This is a genomic window from Massilia putida (assembly GCF_001941825.1).
GTDB lineage: Bacteria > Pseudomonadota > Gammaproteobacteria > Burkholderiales > Burkholderiaceae_D > Telluria > Telluria putida.
Genome location: NZ_CP019038.1, coordinates 6,871,934 through 6,887,301 on the forward strand (window position 1 = coordinate 6,871,934; position 15,368 = coordinate 6,887,301).

Annotated in this window: 14 protein-coding genes; 10 read left to right on the forward strand and 4 right to left on the reverse strand. The window is 66.5% G+C overall.

Annotated elements, in window-relative coordinates; genetic code table 11:
• Window positions 1–19: 19 nt before the first annotated feature.
• The 6 genes from BVG12_RS32805 to BVG12_RS32835 all read left to right on the forward strand — a co-directional run bounded on the left by BVG12_RS32805 (window position 20) and on the right by BVG12_RS32835 (window position 7,610).
• A complete protein-coding gene (locus tag BVG12_RS32805; protein ID WP_075796069.1) occupies window positions 20–1,057 on the forward strand; it encodes an RluA family pseudouridine synthase in 1,038 nt (345 codons plus the stop codon).
• Complete coding sequence (gene pgeF, locus BVG12_RS32810; RefSeq protein WP_083685608.1) at window positions 1,057–1,869, forward strand: peptidoglycan editing factor PgeF; 813 nt, start codon at window positions 1,057–1,059, stop codon at window positions 1,867–1,869. The genes BVG12_RS32805 and pgeF overlap by 1 nt, the downstream gene beginning before the upstream one ends.
• Before the next feature lie 347 nt (window positions 1,870–2,216).
• A complete protein-coding gene (gene phaC, locus BVG12_RS32820) occupies window positions 2,217–3,971 on the forward strand; it encodes a class I poly(R)-hydroxyalkanoic acid synthase (RefSeq protein WP_075796071.1) in 1,755 nt (584 codons plus the stop codon).
• A 177-nt stretch (window positions 3,972–4,148) separates the two neighbouring features.
• Window positions 4,149–4,703 carry a polyhydroxyalkanoate synthesis repressor PhaR gene (phaR, locus tag BVG12_RS32825; protein WP_075796072.1) on the forward strand — a complete coding sequence of 185 codons (555 nt, stop codon included), beginning with the start codon at window positions 4,149–4,151 and terminating at the stop codon, window positions 4,701–4,703.
• A gap of 207 nt (window positions 4,704–4,910) precedes the next feature.
• The gene (gene rimO, locus BVG12_RS32830; RefSeq protein ID WP_075796073.1) at window positions 4,911–6,314 is read left to right on the forward strand and encodes a 30S ribosomal protein S12 methylthiotransferase RimO; all 1,404 of its coding nucleotides are present in this window, start codon (window positions 4,911–4,913) and stop codon (window positions 6,312–6,314) included.
• 132 nt (window positions 6,315–6,446) lie between these two features.
• The gene (locus tag BVG12_RS32835) at window positions 6,447–7,610 is read left to right on the forward strand and encodes a cystathionine beta-lyase (protein ID WP_075796074.1); all 1,164 of its coding nucleotides are present in this window, start codon (window positions 6,447–6,449) and stop codon (window positions 7,608–7,610) included.
• Here the strand turns inward: BVG12_RS32835 and BVG12_RS32840 are convergent, their stop codons facing one another.
• From BVG12_RS32840 to trxC, 4 genes are all read right to left on the reverse strand, one after another.
• Window positions 7,611–7,973: a DUF4870 family protein gene (locus BVG12_RS32840; RefSeq protein ID WP_075796075.1), complete on the reverse strand. Its 363-nt coding sequence runs from the start codon at window positions 7,971–7,973 to the stop codon at window positions 7,611–7,613. It abuts the gene before it with no gap.
• Between the two features lie 15 nt (window positions 7,974–7,988).
• The gene (locus BVG12_RS32845; RefSeq protein WP_075796076.1) at window positions 7,989–9,212 is read right to left on the reverse strand and encodes a hypothetical protein; all 1,224 of its coding nucleotides are present in this window, start codon (window positions 9,210–9,212) and stop codon (window positions 7,989–7,991) included.
• A gap of 7 nt (window positions 9,213–9,219) precedes the next feature.
• On the reverse strand, window positions 9,220–11,241 hold the full coding sequence (locus tag BVG12_RS32850; RefSeq protein ID WP_075796077.1) for a methyl-accepting chemotaxis protein: 2,022 nt from the start codon (window positions 11,239–11,241) through the stop codon (window positions 9,220–9,222).
• A gap of 286 nt (window positions 11,242–11,527) precedes the next feature.
• Window positions 11,528–11,971, reverse strand: a complete 444-nt coding sequence (gene trxC / locus BVG12_RS32855; protein WP_075796078.1) for a thioredoxin TrxC — start codon at window positions 11,969–11,971, stop codon at window positions 11,528–11,530.
• A 114-nt stretch (window positions 11,972–12,085) separates the two neighbouring features.
• Here trxC and BVG12_RS32860 point away from each other — a divergent pair, with 114 nt between their 5' ends.
• The 4 genes from BVG12_RS32860 (at window position 12,086) to BVG12_RS32875 (ending at window position 15,340) form a co-directional block, all read left to right on the forward strand.
• Complete coding sequence (locus BVG12_RS32860; RefSeq protein WP_075796079.1) at window positions 12,086–12,877, forward strand: DUF72 domain-containing protein; 792 nt, start codon at window positions 12,086–12,088, stop codon at window positions 12,875–12,877.
• Window positions 12,841–13,605: a Mut7-C RNAse domain-containing protein gene (locus BVG12_RS32865; RefSeq protein WP_075796080.1), complete on the forward strand. Its 765-nt coding sequence runs from the start codon at window positions 12,841–12,843 to the stop codon at window positions 13,603–13,605. The genes BVG12_RS32860 and BVG12_RS32865 overlap by 37 nt, the downstream gene beginning before the upstream one ends.
• A gap of 46 nt (window positions 13,606–13,651) precedes the next feature.
• Complete coding sequence (locus tag BVG12_RS32870; RefSeq protein ID WP_179966249.1) at window positions 13,652–14,062, forward strand: hypothetical protein; 411 nt, start codon at window positions 13,652–13,654, stop codon at window positions 14,060–14,062.
• 141 nt (window positions 14,063–14,203) lie between these two features.
• A complete protein-coding gene (locus BVG12_RS32875; RefSeq protein WP_075796081.1) occupies window positions 14,204–15,340 on the forward strand; it encodes a glycerate kinase in 1,137 nt (378 codons plus the stop codon).
• The last annotated feature ends 28 nt before the right edge of the window (window positions 15,341–15,368 follow it).

Sequence of the window (15,368 nt, forward strand, 5' to 3'; positions counted from 1 at the left end):
TATAGCCGATGGGACTGACGTGATATTAACTGCTACGCCGAATTCGGCGGAAAACCTTTTCGACCCCGACCTGGATGAGGACCTCGACGCCGAGCTCGATGCCGGCACCGGTGGTCCCGACTATTCCCCGATCACCCTGGAATTGGAACCCGAACACTGCGGACAGCGGTTGGACAAGGTCGTGGCCGGATTGGTGCCGCAGTTCTCGCGCAGCCGTCTGCAGCAATGGTTCGACGAAGGCCACATCACCGTCGACGGCAAGCCGGCGAAGGGCAAGAGCACGGCCTTCGGCGACGAAATCGTCGTCGTCGTGCCGCAGCCCGCGCCCGAGGACACGGCCTATACGCCGGAAGCGATGGACCTCGACATCGTCTACGAGGACGACGCCATCCTCGTCATCAACAAGCCGGCCGGCCTCGTCGTGCACCCGGGTTCGGGCAACTGGTCGGGCACCTTGCTGAACGGTCTGCTGCATCACTGCCCGCAGCTGGTGTCCGTGCCGCGCGCCGGCATCGTGCACCGCCTGGACAAGGACACGAGCGGCCTGATGGTCGTCGGCAAGACGCTGGAAGCGCAGACCGACCTCGTGCGCCAGCTGCAGGCCCGCACCGTCAAGCGCGAATACTTCGCCCTCGTGTGGGGCACGCCGCGTCCTTACGGCACGATCGACTCGGCGATCAGCCGCGACGCCAAGGACCGCGTCAAGATGGCCGTGTCGAACAGCCCGTCGGCCAAGCCCGCGATCACGCACTACGAAGTGATCGAGACGGGCGAGCTCGACCGCCGCCCCGTCACCCTCGTGCAATGCCGCCTGGAGACGGGGCGCACGCACCAGATCCGCGTGCACATGCAGTCGCTGGGCTACAGCCTCGTCGGCGACACCGTGTACGGCAAGCAGCACCTGCGCTCCTTCTTCCACCGCCAGGCTCTGCAGGCGCGCCGCCTCGGCCTGACGCATCCGGCCACCGGCGAGCACATGGAGTGGATCGTGCCGCTGGCCGACGATTTCGCGGAACTTCTGGAACAAGCCGGGATCGAAGAACCGGAAGCGATTTGATGAGTTTTCCCGAGTTGACCGCTGATTTGCTCGATACCGACCTGATTCATCCGGCCCAGCCGGACGAGTGGCCCGATCTGCCTGACGCGTTCGGTGCCCTGGCCACGACGCGGCGCGGCGGCGTCAGCACGGGGCCGTACGGCGACGGCAGGGGTGGGGGTGGCTTGAACCTGGGCCTGCACGTGGGCGACGATCCGGACGCGGTGCAAGCCAACCGCGCACGCCTGCGCGTACGCCTGCCCGGGCAGCCCGCATGGATAGCGCAAGTCCATGGCGCCGACGTCGTCGATGCTTCGACCGTCCAGCCGGGCGGGCCCGTGCGCACGGGCGACGCGAGCATCGCGACGGTGCCCGGCGTCGTCTGCGCCATCCTGACGGCCGACTGCCTGCCGGTGCTGTTCGCCGACCTGGGCGGCCAGGTCGCGGGCGCTGCGCACGCGGGCTGGCGCGGTCTGGCCGGCGGTGTGCTGGGGCAGACCGTGGCCGCCATGCGCGCGGCCGGTGCGGGCGAGGTCACGACCTGGCTGGGGCCGGCGATCGGGCCAAGCGCGTTCGAAGTCGGCCCCGATGTGCTGGGCGCCTTCGACACCGCGCTGCCGGGGCAGGTGGCAGATGCCTTCCGGCCCTATCCTGGCCGGCCGGGCAAGTATCTGGCGGATATTTATCTGCTGGCTAGGCGCATGCTGGCCCGCGACGGGATCACGCGCGTGCACGGAGGCGGGCGCTGCACGGCGACCGAGTCCGACTGGTTTTATTCCTACCGCCGCGATGGCGTCAGCGGCCGCCAGGCCAGCCTGATCTGGCTGAAGTAACGGCCCGGGAGGAGGGTGGCGTGTTCGATACCTCCAGCATCAAACACGCCACTCTGCCGGACAGGCTGCGGTTTAGCGGGCTCCGGCGCCGCCATCGGAATTCCCCCCGCCACCTGCCGTGTCCAACGCGGCCCGGGCCGCTCGTGCCCGCCGGCGCCTCGATCCCGTCAGGTAAAAAACGAGTGAGAATGGCAACACGCCATAGCCGAAAAAAGTCATAATGCCGCCAACCACAGTCGGCTCCGTCGCCGCCATCAGGGTTACGACGTACATCCATCCTATGGCTACGATCCACATGCGATGCTCCGGTTGCTATCGACTAATCGATTCTACACAATGGACGCCTTATGAATACGCCTGATGCTACCCCGCAGATGCTCGCCGCTCCCTGGATGGCGCCGTTCGCGCAATTCACCGACCCCTCCGTCTGGCAGTCCTGGATGAAACTTCCCGACGGTGCCGATGGCACGGCAGCATTCGCACCGGTGGCGAAGATGCTCGGCGATATCGGCGCCGGCCTGTCGCCGGGGAAGCTGGAAGCGCTGCGCGACGATTACGTGCAGAAGGCCACGAAGCTGTGGCAGGACTTTGTCACGGGCAAGCTGCCGTCGTTCAGCGACCGCCGCTTTGCCGCCCCGGAGTGGACGGCGAACCCGATGTCCGCCTACAGCGTCGCATCGTACCTGCTGAACTCCGAGTTCCTGATCGCCCTCGCCGAAGCCGTCGAGGCGCCGCCGCGCGACAAGCAGAAGATCCGGTTCGCCGTCCAGCAAATCGTCGATGCGATGTCGCCCGCCAACTTCCTCGCGACGAACCCGGAAGCCCAGCAGAAAATGATCGAGACCAAGGGCGAGAGTCTCACGAAAGGCTTGCAGAATATGCTGGCCGACCTGCAGAAGGGCCGCATTTCGCAGTCGGACGAGTCCGCGTTCGAAGTCGGCCGCAACGTCGGCATCACGCCGGGCACGGTCGTGTTCGAGAATCATCTGTTCCAGTTGATCCAGTACACGCCGACGACGCCGACCGTGCACGAAGTGCCGCTGTTGATGGTGCCGCCGTGCATCAACAAATACTACATCCTCGACCTGCAGCCGGAGAATTCCCTCGTCCGCTACCTGGTGGAGCAGGGCAATACGGTGTTCATGCTGTCGTGGCGCAATCCCGACCAGAGCCTGGCCGGCACGACGTGGGACGATTACGTCGAGCAGGGCGCGATCCGCGCGTTGGATGTGACCCGCGCGATCACGGGCCAGGACAAGGTCAATGTGTTCGGCTTCTGCGTGGGCGGCACGATCGCCGCGACGGCGCTGGCCGTGCTGGCCGCGCGCGGCCAGAAGCCGGCCGCGAGCCTCTCCCTGTTCACCACGCTGCTCGATTTTTCCGACACGGGCGTGCTGGACGTCTTCGTCGACGAAACCCAGGTCAAGCTGCGCGAACAGCAGCTGGCGCGTGGCGGCCTGATGCCGGGACGCGACCTCGCGACGACGTTCTCGGCCCTCCGTCCGAACGACCTCGTGTGGAACTATGTCCAGCAAAACTACCTGAAAGGCAAGACGCCGCCCGCGTTCGACCTGCTGTACTGGAATGCGGACAGCACGAACCTGCCGGGGCCGATGTACTGCTGGTATCTGCGCAATACTTATCTCGAAGACAAGCTCAAGGTGCCGGGCGCGCTCACGGTGGCCGGTGTCAAGGTCGACCTGGGCGCCATCGATTGCCCGACCTTCCTGTACGGCTCGAAGGAAGACCACATCGTGCCGTGGGAAGCCGCGTTCGCGTCGATGAGTCTCCTGAATCCCAAGAAGCCGAAAAACAACCGCTTCGTGCTGGGCGCGTCCGGCCATATCGCGGGCGTGATCAATCCGGCGTCGAAGAACAAGCGCAGCTACTGGGTCAACGAAGGCGGCCGCACCCGTCCGAAAACGCCGGCCGAGTGGAGCGCCGGCGCGGTGGAGAAGAAGGGCAGCTGGTGGCCGGAATGGGCGAAATTCCTCGTCGAAAACGGCGGCAACGAAGTGGCGCCGCCGGCGCAGCCGGGCAATGCGCAATTCCCGCCGATCGAGCCGGCGCCTGGCCGTTATGTCAAGGAACGGGCCGATTGAAGGGGGCTGTAACATCACTTGCGAAATAAATCATTCAGTTGCTCAGTGAATAATTGCTGCACCTGCGTTCGCAACGTGGTATTTTTAGCGGATATCCTCTTGGAATCGGAGACGCCGCGGGAGATCCCCGCGGTCGCCGCATAATAAATGCGCTACGGCGCTGTACATGGAAATGAGATGAGTAGTGTGAAAAAAAGCACTGAACGCCTGATCAAGAAATATCCCAATCGCCGGCTGTACGACACCCAGACCAGTTCTTACATCACCTTGTCCGACGTGAAGCAGCTCGTGCTCGATTCCGACGAGTTCACGGTCGTGGATGCCAAGACGAATGAAGACCTGACCCGCAGCATCCTCCTGCAGATCATTCTCGAAGAGGAAGCGCACGGCGTGCCGATGTTCTCCAGCGGCGTGCTGTCCCAGATCATCCGTTACTACGGCCATGCGATGCAGGGCATGATGGGCTCTTACCTGGAAAAGAACGTGCAGGCGTTCACGGATATCCAGAACAAATTCGTCGGCTCGGCCGCGGGCGCGCTGGAAGGCAAACCGTTCAGCACGGAGATGTGGACCCAGTTCATGAATATCCAGGGCCCGATGATGCAGGGCATGATGAACAACTACATCGACCAGAGCAAGAATCTGTTCCTGCAGATGCAGGAGCAGATGCAGAGCCAGAGCAAGGCGATGTTCGGGGCGTTCCCGTTCGGGGTGCCGCCGGAGAAGAAATAGCATCTTGACGACGCCATTCCCGCGCAGGCGGGAATCCATGTTGAGCCGGCAGGTCTGGCGACGTATGGGTTCCCGCTTCCGCGGGAATGACGTTTTGGGGTAGCGTGTCCGCATTACCGTGGCGGTCGGTTGACCTTCCATTTCCCTCGCTCCCCGCCGCTTCCTGTACAATCGCGGATTGCCCTGAACGTTTGCCGCAATCCGACAATGCAAGAACTCCGCCGTAACCCCCTCCCTGCCACCCTCGATGCCACCGGCACCGCGACGCCGCCGAAGGTCGGTTTCGTCTCGCTCGGCTGCCCGAAGGCGCTGGTCGACTCCGAACAGATCCTCACGCAGCTGCGCGCGGAGGGCTACGAGACCGCCAAGTCGTACGCCGGCGCGGACCTCGTGATCGTCAACACTTGCGGCTTCATCGACGCTGCCGTGCAGGAATCGCTGGATGCCATCGGCGAGGCGTTGGCCGAAAACGGTAAAGTCATCGTCACGGGCTGCCTCGGCGCCAAGAAGGATGCCTCGGGCAGCGACATCATCACGAAGGTGCACCCGAAGGTGCTCGCGGTGACCGGTCCGCATGCCGTGGCCGAAGTGATGGAATCCGTGCACACGCACCTGCCCAAGCCGCACGACCCGTTCATCGACCTCGTGCCGGACCACGGCGTCAAGCTCACGCCGAAGCATTACGCTTACCTCAAGATCTCGGAAGGCTGCAACCACCGCTGCAGCTTTTGCATCATCCCGTCGATGCGCGGCGACCTCGTGTCGCGTCCCATCCACGACGTGCTGCAGGAAGCGGAGAACCTGTTCAAGGCCGGCGTCAAGGAACTGCTGGTGATCTCGCAGGACACGAGCGCCTACGGCGTCGACGTCAAGTTCCGCACCGGCTTCTGGAACGGCCGCCCCGTCAAGACGCATATGACGCAGCTGACGGAAGCGCTGGGCCAGATGGCCAAGCAATACGGCGCCTGGGTGCGCCTGCACTACGTGTACCCGTACCCGCACGTCGACCAGGTGATACCGTTCATGGGCGAGAACGTCGTGCCCTACCTCGACATCCCGCTGCAGCACGCGCACCCGGACGTTTTGAAACGGATGAAGCGCCCCGCGAGCGGCGAAAAGAACCTCGACCGCATCCAGGCCTGGCGCAAGATGAATCCGGACCTCACGATCCGCTCGACGTTCATCGCCGGTTTCCCGGGCGAGACGGACGCGGAATTCGAATACCTGCTGGACTTCCTGAAGGAAGCGCAGATCGACCGCCTGGGCTGCTTCGCGTACTCCCCGGTCGAAGGCGCGACGGCGAACGAGATCGCGAATCCCGTGCCGGACGAAGTCAAGGAAGAGCGCCGCGCGCGCGTGATGCTGCTGCAGGAAGAGATCTCCGCGCAGCGCCTGCAGGCGAAGGTCGGCAAGACGATCCGCGTGCTCGTCGACGAAGTGGGCCCGCGCGAAGCGGTCGGCCGCTCGGCAGCCGATGCGCCGGAAATCGACGGCGTTGTCCACATCAAGCGCGCCCTCACGCCGGGCAAGGCCAAGCCGGCGGTCGGCGAATTCATCGACGTGGTCGTGACCAAGGCGGATGCGCACGATTTGTGGGCGACGGTCGCCTGATTAGGTGTCATTCCCGCGCAGGCGGGAATCCATGCTGAGCTGGCTGAAGTGACTCAGCATGGGGGAACAGCCCGGTCGGCTGTTCCCGCCTGCGCGGGAACGACGGTGTTGAGTTCTCGTGGAGCATCCAGCGTGCGCAAAAAATCCATCCAGACCACCCTGACCCACAGCGACTACCGCCCGCCCGCGGGCTTCGCCGCCTATCCGACCGCGATCCACCATGCTTCGACCGTCCTGTTCAAGGACGTGGCTAGCATGCGCGCGGGCGACTGGCGCAACAAGGCGGCCTACACGTACGGCCTGCACGGCACGCCGACGACGTTCACCCTGGAAGCCCGGCTCGCCGCCATCGAAGGCGGCGCGCACTGCCTGCTGGCGCCGTCCGGCCTGGCCGCGATCTCGATGATCCTGCTGGCGCTGCTGAAATCGGGCGACGACGTCCTGCTGCCCGATAACGTCTACAACCCTACGCGCGAACTGGGACGCTGGCTGGCGAACGATTTCGGCGTCACCGCGCGCTTCTACGATCCGCTCGTGGGCGCGCGCATCGCGGACCTGATCCAGCCGAATACGAAGCTGATCTGGACCGAGGCGCCCGGCTCCGTGTCGATGGAAGTGCCGGACCTGCCCGCGATCTGCGCGGCGGCAAAGGCGCAGGGCATTCCGGTCGCGCTGGACAACACCTGGGCCGCGGGCCTCGCGCTGCGCGGCTTCGACGTGGGCGCCGACATCGTCATGCAGGCGCTGACGAAATACCAGTCGGGCGGTTCGGACGTGCTGATGGGCGCCGTGATCACGCGCGACGCCGCACTCAACGACCGCATCGCCATGTCGCACATGCGGCTGGGGATGGGCGTGGGCGCCGACGATACCTATCTCGTGCTGCGCGGCCTGGAAACGATGAAGCTGCGCTTCGACGCGCACGATGCGGCCGCACGCAAGGTCGCGGCCTGGCTCAAGACGCGTCCGGAGATCGCGAAGGTATTGCACCCGGCATTCGAGGATTGCCCCGGCCACGACGTGTGGCGGCGCGATTTCACCGGTGCCGGCGGGTTGTTCTCCGTGGTGTTCGATGCCCGTTATTCTGGCGAACAGGTCGACCGCTTCGTCGATGCGTTGGAACTGTTCGGCATCGGGTACAGCTGGGGCGGGACGCACAGCCTCGCCGTGCCGTACCGGATGCAGGGAATGCGGCGCAACTGGCCGGATACGGGACCGCTCGTGCGCTTCAACATCGGGCTCGAGGGCACCGACGACCTGATCGCGGACATCGAGCAGGCGCTCGCCAAGCTCTGATCACACCGGCATCGCGCGGTTGTTGTTGAGGTCGAGGAACCCGCGGATGATCCGGTACGCCATCCACAGCCACGCGCCGGCACCGACGAGCCACGCCAGCGGAATGCCGATGATCGTGATCGCCAAAAACACCGCGACCACCATCCACAGCAAATAGAACCAGAACGACCGGATCATCCACGTGTGGTGGCTGTACACCATCGTCCCGGCCGTGTCCGGCCGCCGGATGTAGTTGACGATCAGCACCAGGATCGACAGCGTGCCGAGCGAAAAGAAGAAGGTGGCGGCGTGCGCCACGTACAGGATCCGGGCGAACTGCTTGGCATCCTCGAGGCCGCGTTCGTAGACGAGTTCCTGGGCCATCGTTTTCTCCGCTAATCAGAAGTAATAGCCGATATTAGCATTGAACCGTTGACCGGACGCTTTCCCGCCCGCGGCCAGCGCGTTGCCGAAGCCCGGGGACAGATAGGGTTCGTTGGTCGCATGCGCGACGTCGATCATGACCACCCAGCCACCCGACGAGAACGTCACGCCCGTCACGTTCTGGTAGCTGTCGGCATAGCCGGCGACGGATTTCCTCAGGCGGCTCCAATCGTTGTAGACCACGAAGCCGCTGAACGGGCCGATCGATCCCGGCAGTTTATAGCTGACGTTCGCGATGTCGATGTGGCCCTTGGCCGCGAGTCGATTCGTGAAGCCGTACGCGCCGATGATGACGCAGTCACGATCGCACGCGCCATACCAGTTGCCGGCGATCGAGCCGTTCCCGGTGTAGTCGTTGGCGTAGCGGATTGTCTCCAGCTGGATGCCGAGATTGCCGAATTCGGCGGCCGCATGCAGGGCGTCGGCCCGGCGGTTGCCACTGGTCAGCGTCCCGTCCGTTGCGGCCAGCCGCCCCGCCAGGACGGAGGCGCCGATCTCCGTTTTCCCTCCAGCAAAGGGTACGGTGTATCCCAGCCGGGCGACCGCCGTATTTCTCTCCTCGCGGCCATAGCTTTTCATCAGGTGATTGCTGAAGCGGACAGAGTCCAGGCCGTCGAGTTCGACGGTGCTGTCGGTCCAGGACAGCAGATGGCGGCCATCCGACGGGAAGAAGGCGACGTTGGCGTGCAGGCCGCCGATCGCGCGCTTGTATTGCACGCCCATCGCGTACGTGTCTTCATAGCCTGCATACCAGGCCATCGATTCGAAGAAGTTGTTGGATGCATAGGGCAGGAGGCCGAACGGCATGCGCTGCTGGCCGACATGGAGTTCGCTGTTGTCCGCGAACCGGTAGCCTGCCCACAGATATTCGTTGAACAGCATGCTCGCGCCCTTGCTCGCACCCGTCTGGCGGCTCGTGTAGTGGTAAAACCGTTCGCGTCCCGCCCCGAGGAAGCGGCCGTCGTCGTATTTGAAGCCGAGGCGGGCGGTGTCGAATTCGGGCACCCATTTGCGCTGGTCGTTCCAGCTGAGGGCTTCCACCCACATCCGGATCGCGCCGTCGAACTTCAGTGCCGGGCCTTGGCCCGTCGCTTCCGCGGCCGCGGCGGACGCCGATAACACCAGGCAGGTGCCCGCGATGGCGCATCGGATGGCGCCGGTGGATTGTCGGTCATGCATGACTTGCTTACCTCGTGGTTCCGGATTCGATGCGGAATTCGCCGACCAGCGACACCAGCAACGCGGCCTGCTGGTGCAGGCTCTCGGCCGCGGCCGCGGCCTCTTCGACCAGCGCGGCGTTCTGCTGGGTCGTGCCGTCCATCTGCGCGATGGCCTGGTTGACCTGGGCGATGCCGTTGCTTTGTTCCGCGCTCGCGGTGCTGATGTCGACGACGATGGCGGTGACGCGGCGGATGCTGGCCAGGATCTCTTCCATCGTGCGGCCCGCTTCACCGACCAGCGTGCTGCCGGCGCCGACCTTCTCGACCGAGTCGCCGATCAGTGCCTTGATCTCCTTGGCTGCCGAGGCCGAGCGCTGGGCCAGGTTGCGCACCTCGCCGGCGACGACCGCGAAGCCGCGCCCCTGTTCGCCCGCGCGCGCTGCCTCGACGGCCGCATTCAGCGCCAGGATATTCGTCTGGAAGGCGATGCCGTCGATGACGCCGATGATGTCGACGATCTTCTGCGACGAGGCCTTGATCGATCCCATCGTGTCCACCACCTGGGCCACCACGGCGCTGCCGCGGGCCGCGATCTCCGACGCGCCCTGCGCCAGCTGGTTGGCCTGGCGCGCGTTGTCGGCATTTTGCTTGACCGTCGACGTCAGTTCTTCCATCGACGCGGCGGTTTCTTCCAGCGCGCTGGCCTGCTGCTCGGTGCGCGCCGACAGGTCGGCGTTGCCGCGGCTGATTTCCGTGCTGGCCACCGCCACGTCGCCCGAGCTGTTGCGGACCCGCGCCAGCACGTTCTGCAGCTTGCCGACGAATTCGTTGAAGCCGCCGGCGATCTGGGCCAGTTCGTCCTTGCCTTTCACGTCGAGGCGCGCGGTGAGGTCCGCGTTGCCGCCGGCCAGGCCGGCCATGGCGGCGCTCAGCACCCGCAGCGGCTTGGTCAAGCGGTTCAGCACGGCCACGAGGACGATCGCCGCGCCCACGGCGCACAGCACCGACACCAGCAGCGTATAGCGCAGCAGATCACGGGCGTCCGCGGTCACCACGCGTTGCGGGAAGCTGAGCTTGATGGCCCAGGGCGCGATGTCCGCATGCAGCTGGACCGGCTGCAGAAGGTGCTCGTCGCCCTTGTCATCGGCGTATTCGTAGGACTTGCCCTGGCGGATGGCGTCCAGCCCGGCGGCCGGAATGTCGTCGGCCTTCTTGCCGTTGAGGGCGGCGTCCGGATTGCTCGCGTACAGGCCGCCACTCGATACGAGCGCCAGCCGGCCGCCTTCGATGACCTTGAGCCCGGCCAGGATCTGGCCCAGCTTGGACAGGCCGAAGTCGGCGCTGACCACGCCCCGGAACTCGCCGTTGACCATGATCGGCACGTTGATGGATGTCATCGCGACGTCCTTGCCGTTGACCGGATACGTGTGCGGCTCGGTGAGGTAGGGCCTCCGCGTGTTTTTCGGGATGTCGTACCAGTCGTTGCCATGGGGCTTGTCCAGGAACACGATGGGTTCCACATGCAAGCCGCCCGACGACTCGCGCGAATAGTAGGGCATGGCGCGTCCGGTGTCGTCGTACTCCGGCTTCTTGCCGGCGTACTCGGCGTCCTTGCCGTCGAGTGCATTGGGTTCCCAGGTGACGGTCGAGCCGTTCAGGTCGTCCGAGTCGAGCAGCGATGCCTTGACCATCTCGTTGATCTGGTTGCGTGTCAGCGCCAGGTCGGTCGCGCGCGTCGCGCGCATGGCACGCGCCTGGCCGAATGCGACCGCCAGGTTCGGCGTCATGCGCGCCTGGATCGTGGCGGCCGCTTCGCGTGCGCTCGTGCGCGCCAGTTTCATGCTGGATACTTCGGCGCTGCTGCTGCCGCGGATGCCGGTGACGGTCGACGTGGCGGCCAGGCTTAGGATCACGAGCGCGGTCGCGGTCAGGCAGATCTTGGCGTTCAAGGTCAGAGAGCGGGCGATGGAACGTGGGCGGTCCGGAGCGGGGCGGCGCGGCGAAGCAGGCTGTGGCGATTGTGGCCGCAGCATCGGGCTGGTTGTCATGGAGGGACTCGAAAGATACGGGCGAAAGGATGTCACATGCAGAGCAAATTAGTTCCGTACGGAAAATATTAGGGGACGAGGGGGGCCGTGTCCAAGAGGCCGCCGAAATATTTGTGCGCGCCGAGGTACTTTGGCGGGAACACGACACTTTCGGTCACTTTTAGTTGCAGAGCCGCAAATTAAGCGCACGGGCGTGCGTTGTTTATTCGCAACAGGCGGTCGCGCGTACGCGTGGCGGCGCCGACCGGCGCCGCGCGAGGTGGCTCGTTGCCGTGGGCCGCGCGGGTTACGCCACGCGTGCCGCCTGCTGCGCCCAGGCGACGATGCGGTTCGCATCCATCGCCCCGGCCTGGCGCGCGATTTCGCGACCTCCCTGGAACAGCGCGATGGTCGGGATGCTGCGGATGCCGTAGCGTGCGGCGAGATCCTGTGACGCCTCCGTATCGACCTTCAGCAAGCGGACGCGCGGCTCCAGCCGGCCGGCGGCCTGGGCGTACGCGGGTGCCATCATGCGGCAGGGACCGCACCACGCGGCCCAGAAGTCGACGAGGACGGGGATGTCGTTGCGCCCGACGTGCTTGTCGAAGCGGGCGGACGACACGTCCGTGGGCTGGCCGGTGAACAGCGCCTGCGTGCATTTGCCGCAGACGGGTTGGTCGGCCAGGCGCTCGCCGGCGACGCGATTGACGGCGTCGCAGTGCGGACAGACGATGTGCAGGGACTCGGCCATGGTGGTTCCTCCTGTTGGTGATCGATATTCTATGCCCGGCGGCGCGTGCGCCGTCCGTCATGCTGTTCGGCATAGAATCGGATGCCGGGCGGATGCCCTCCAACATGGGTCCAGATGAGCGAATTGCAATCCACGGCAGCACAGGCGAACCGGCCCCTGATCGGCTGCGCCGGCTGGGGCATCAACAAGGAAGCGGCGGCCGCGTTTCCCATCGAGGGCAGCCACCTCGAGCGCTACGCGGCCGTGTTTCCGGCCGTCGAGATCAATTCGTCGTTCTATCGCCCGCACCAGCCGCAGACCTACGCCCGCTGGGCCGCCAGCGTGCCGGACGCGTTCCGTTTTTCCGTCAAGCTGCCGAAGGCGATCACGCACGAGGCGAAGCTGCGCGGCGCCGACGAACTGCTGGACCGTTTCGTGCGCGAGGCCGGGGAGCTCGGCCCGAAACTGGGCTGCGTGCTCGTCCAGCTGCCGCCCAGCGGCGTGTTCGACGCGGAGGTCGTGGCCGACTTCCTGCCCCGGCTGCGCGCCCGCTTTCCCTGCATGCTCGCGCTGGAAGGCCGCCATCCGACATGGTTCGGCGAGACCGCGACCGCGCTGCTGCGCGAGCACGGGGTCACGCGCGTGATCGCGGATCCGGCCGCCGGCCAGCCCGGCCCGCACGTGCCGACGACGGCGTCGACATACGTCCGCCTGCACGGTACGCCGCGCATCTATTACTCGGCCTATCCGCCCGAATTCCTGCGCCAGGTCGAGCAGAGAATAGCGGCGATGTCGCGGCCCGGCGCGGACCTCTGGTGCATCTTCGATAACACGGCCGAGGGCCACTCGGTGCCGAACGCGCTGGCGGTACTGGGCGGCGTCGCGGAATCATGGTCAGCGCAACATTCCGCTTCTACGGCGAACTGAACGACTTCCTCGCGCGCGAGCGGCGGGGCCGCGCGTTCACGACGCCGTGCGCGCGGGCCGCGACGACCAAGCACATGGTCGAGGCGCTGGGCGTGCCGCACACGGAGGTCGAGCTGGTGCTCGTGAATGGCGAGCCGACGGGGCTCGACGACATCCTGGAAGAGGGCGACCGCGTGGCCGTCTATCCCCGCTTTACCACGCTCGACGTGGCCGACGTGGCGCGGCTCGGCCAGCGGCCGCCGGGCCGCGTGCGCTTCGTCGCGGACGCGCACCTCGGCGGGCTCGCGCGGCTGTTGAGAATGGCGGGGTTCGACACCATCTACCGCAATACCCTGAACGATGCCGAGGTCGAAGCGATCGCGCTGGATGAGGGGCGGGCCGTGCTGACGCGCGACCGCGAACTGCTCAAGCGCCGCGGCATCGCATACGGCTGCTACGTGCGGACGCTGAAGGCGGAAGACCAGTTGCGCGAGGTGGTCGAGCGTTTCGGTCTGGCCGAGCGCATGCGCCCGTTCACGCTCTGCCTGTCGTGCAATGCGCCGCTGCGGGCCGTGGCGAAGGCGGACGTGCTGGACCGCCTGCCGCCGCGCGTGGCCGCCACGCAGGACGAATTCAGCACGTGCGACTGCTGCCACGGCGTGTTCTGGAAAGGCTCGCACTGGCAGCGCATGGCGGGCGTGCTCGACACGCTCTGGCGCGATTCGGGGGACGAGAATGCCCCACATTGAGATACACTACGTTCCCGGACGAGCAATCCGTTGACAGCGTGACCCCATGTTGCAACAAGCATCGATACCCATCCGCACCGAATGTCCCCCCGGCGCCTGCGTCTGCGAGCGCGAGATCCTGCTGGCCGATCCGGACGCGGACCTGCGCCCGCTGCGGCTCACGCGCACCGAGGAGCAGCGCCTGCTCGAGCGCATTGACGCCGTGAGCACCTACGCGGAGCTCACGCGCTTGCAGGACCGCATCCGCGCCAACCTGGGCGTCGAGCTGCGGATCACGCCCGGCCCCAACGAGGTGCGCACCTTGCGCGGCATCCTCATCGTGCTGGAAGACCGGCCCGGCCTGTGCAAGAAAGTACGGCAATCGGTGCCCGCCGCCGTGCGCAAGGTGCTGGAGCGGCATCCCGAGATCACGTACGCGATCCTTGATGCGCACGACCTGTTCGGGGCGCAAGGCTGACACGTTTACCGGCCGCCAGCGCTGGGCGACCGGCGCGGTGCTCGCCACGATGGCCACCGGGCCGGGGCCATCGCGGCGCGACATGCACGGTGCCGCTGCAATATCGTATATCCTTGCGGGCATCGCTCACGAGGAAAGCCCATGAAGATCGTCATCGCCCCCGATTCGTTCAAGGAAAGCCTGACCGCCCTGCAGGTGGCGCACGCCATCGAAGCCGGCATGCGCGAGATCTGGCCCGACGCGGACTACGTTAAAGTGCCCGTGGCCGATGGCGGCGAGGGCACGGTGCAGGCCATGACCGACGCGATGGGCGGCCGGCGCGTGGACGTGCGCGTGACCGGACCGCTGGGCCAGACGGTGGACGCGTTCTACGGCGAGGCAGGCGACCTCGGCGTCATCGAGATGGCCGCCGCCAGCGGCCTGGAAGGCGTCCCGCCCGACCTGCGCGATCCGCGCACGGCCACGAGCCGCGGCACGGGGGAACTCATCCTCGCCGCGCTCGACGCCGGCGCCCGGCGCTTCGTGCTCGGCGTGGGCGGCAGTGCGACCAACGACGGCGGCGCCGGCATGCTGCAGGCCCTCGGCGTGCGCCTGCTCGACGACGCTGGCGACGACATCGGCCCCGGCGGGGCGGCGCTCGCGCGGCTGGCCCGCATCGATGTGGCCGCGCTCGATGCGCGCGTGCGCGAGGCCGAGTTCAGGATCGCGTGCGACGTCGACAATCCGCTCACCGGGCCGCGCGGCGCGTCCGCCGTGTTCGGGCCGCAGAAGGGCGCGTCGCCGGCGATGGTCGCGCAGCTCGATGCGGCGCTCGCGCATTTCGCGGACGTCATCAAGCGCGACCTCGGCCAGGACATCGCGCAACTGCCCGGCGCGGGCGCGGGTGGCGGTATCGCGGCGGCGATGGTCGTGTTCCTGAACGGGCAGCTGCGGCCCGGTGTCGACATCGTCACGGAAGCCGTCGGGCTGGACGCGGCCGTGCGCGACGCGGACCTCGTCGTGACGGGCGAAGGCCGCATCGACGGCCAGACCGTGAACGGCAAGACGCCGATGGGTGTGGCGAAGGTGGCGCGCCGCCACGGCAAGCCCGTCGTCGCCATTGGCGGGAGTCTGGCGAAGGACGCGGACGCCGTGCACGCGGAAGGCATCGAGGTCGTGGTCGCGGCCGTCGCGCGGCCGTGTTCCGTGGCCGAGGCGCTGGCCGCGGCCGACGAGAACCTGCGCCGCGCCGCGCGCAATCTCGCGGCCGCGCTGGCGCTCGGCGCACGCCTGCGGTAGGGTGCGCACAACCGTGCCCACGCGCCAC

Coding starts and splice junctions, on each gene's coding strand:
- pgeF (WP_083685608.1), top strand. CDS start 1,057: ATGAGTTTTCCCGAGTTGACCGCTGATTTGCTCGATACCGACCTGATT.
- phaC (WP_075796071.1), top strand. CDS start 2,217: ATGAATACGCCTGATGCTACCCCGCAGATGCTCGCCGCTCCCTGGATG.
- phaR (WP_075796072.1), top strand. CDS start 4,149: ATGAGTAGTGTGAAAAAAAGCACTGAACGCCTGATCAAGAAATATCCC.
- rimO (WP_075796073.1), top strand. CDS start 4,911: ATGCAAGAACTCCGCCGTAACCCCCTCCCTGCCACCCTCGATGCCACC.
- BVG12_RS32840 (WP_075796075.1), bottom strand. CDS start 7,973: ATGGCCCAGGAACTCGTCTACGAACGCGGCCTCGAGGATGCCAAGCAG.
- BVG12_RS32845 (WP_075796076.1), bottom strand. CDS start 9,212: ATGCATGACCGACAATCCACCGGCGCCATCCGATGCGCCATCGCGGGC.
- BVG12_RS32850 (WP_075796077.1), bottom strand. CDS start 11,241: ATGACAACCAGCCCGATGCTGCGGCCACAATCGCCACAGCCTGCTTCG.
- trxC (WP_075796078.1), bottom strand. CDS start 11,971: ATGGCCGAGTCCCTGCACATCGTCTGTCCGCACTGCGACGCCGTCAAT.
- BVG12_RS32860 (WP_075796079.1), top strand. CDS start 12,086: ATGAGCGAATTGCAATCCACGGCAGCACAGGCGAACCGGCCCCTGATC.
- BVG12_RS32865 (WP_075796080.1), top strand. CDS start 12,841: ATGGTCAGCGCAACATTCCGCTTCTACGGCGAACTGAACGACTTCCTC.
- BVG12_RS32870 (WP_179966249.1), top strand. CDS start 13,652: ATGTTGCAACAAGCATCGATACCCATCCGCACCGAATGTCCCCCCGGC.
- BVG12_RS32875 (WP_075796081.1), top strand. CDS start 14,204: ATGAAGATCGTCATCGCCCCCGATTCGTTCAAGGAAAGCCTGACCGCC.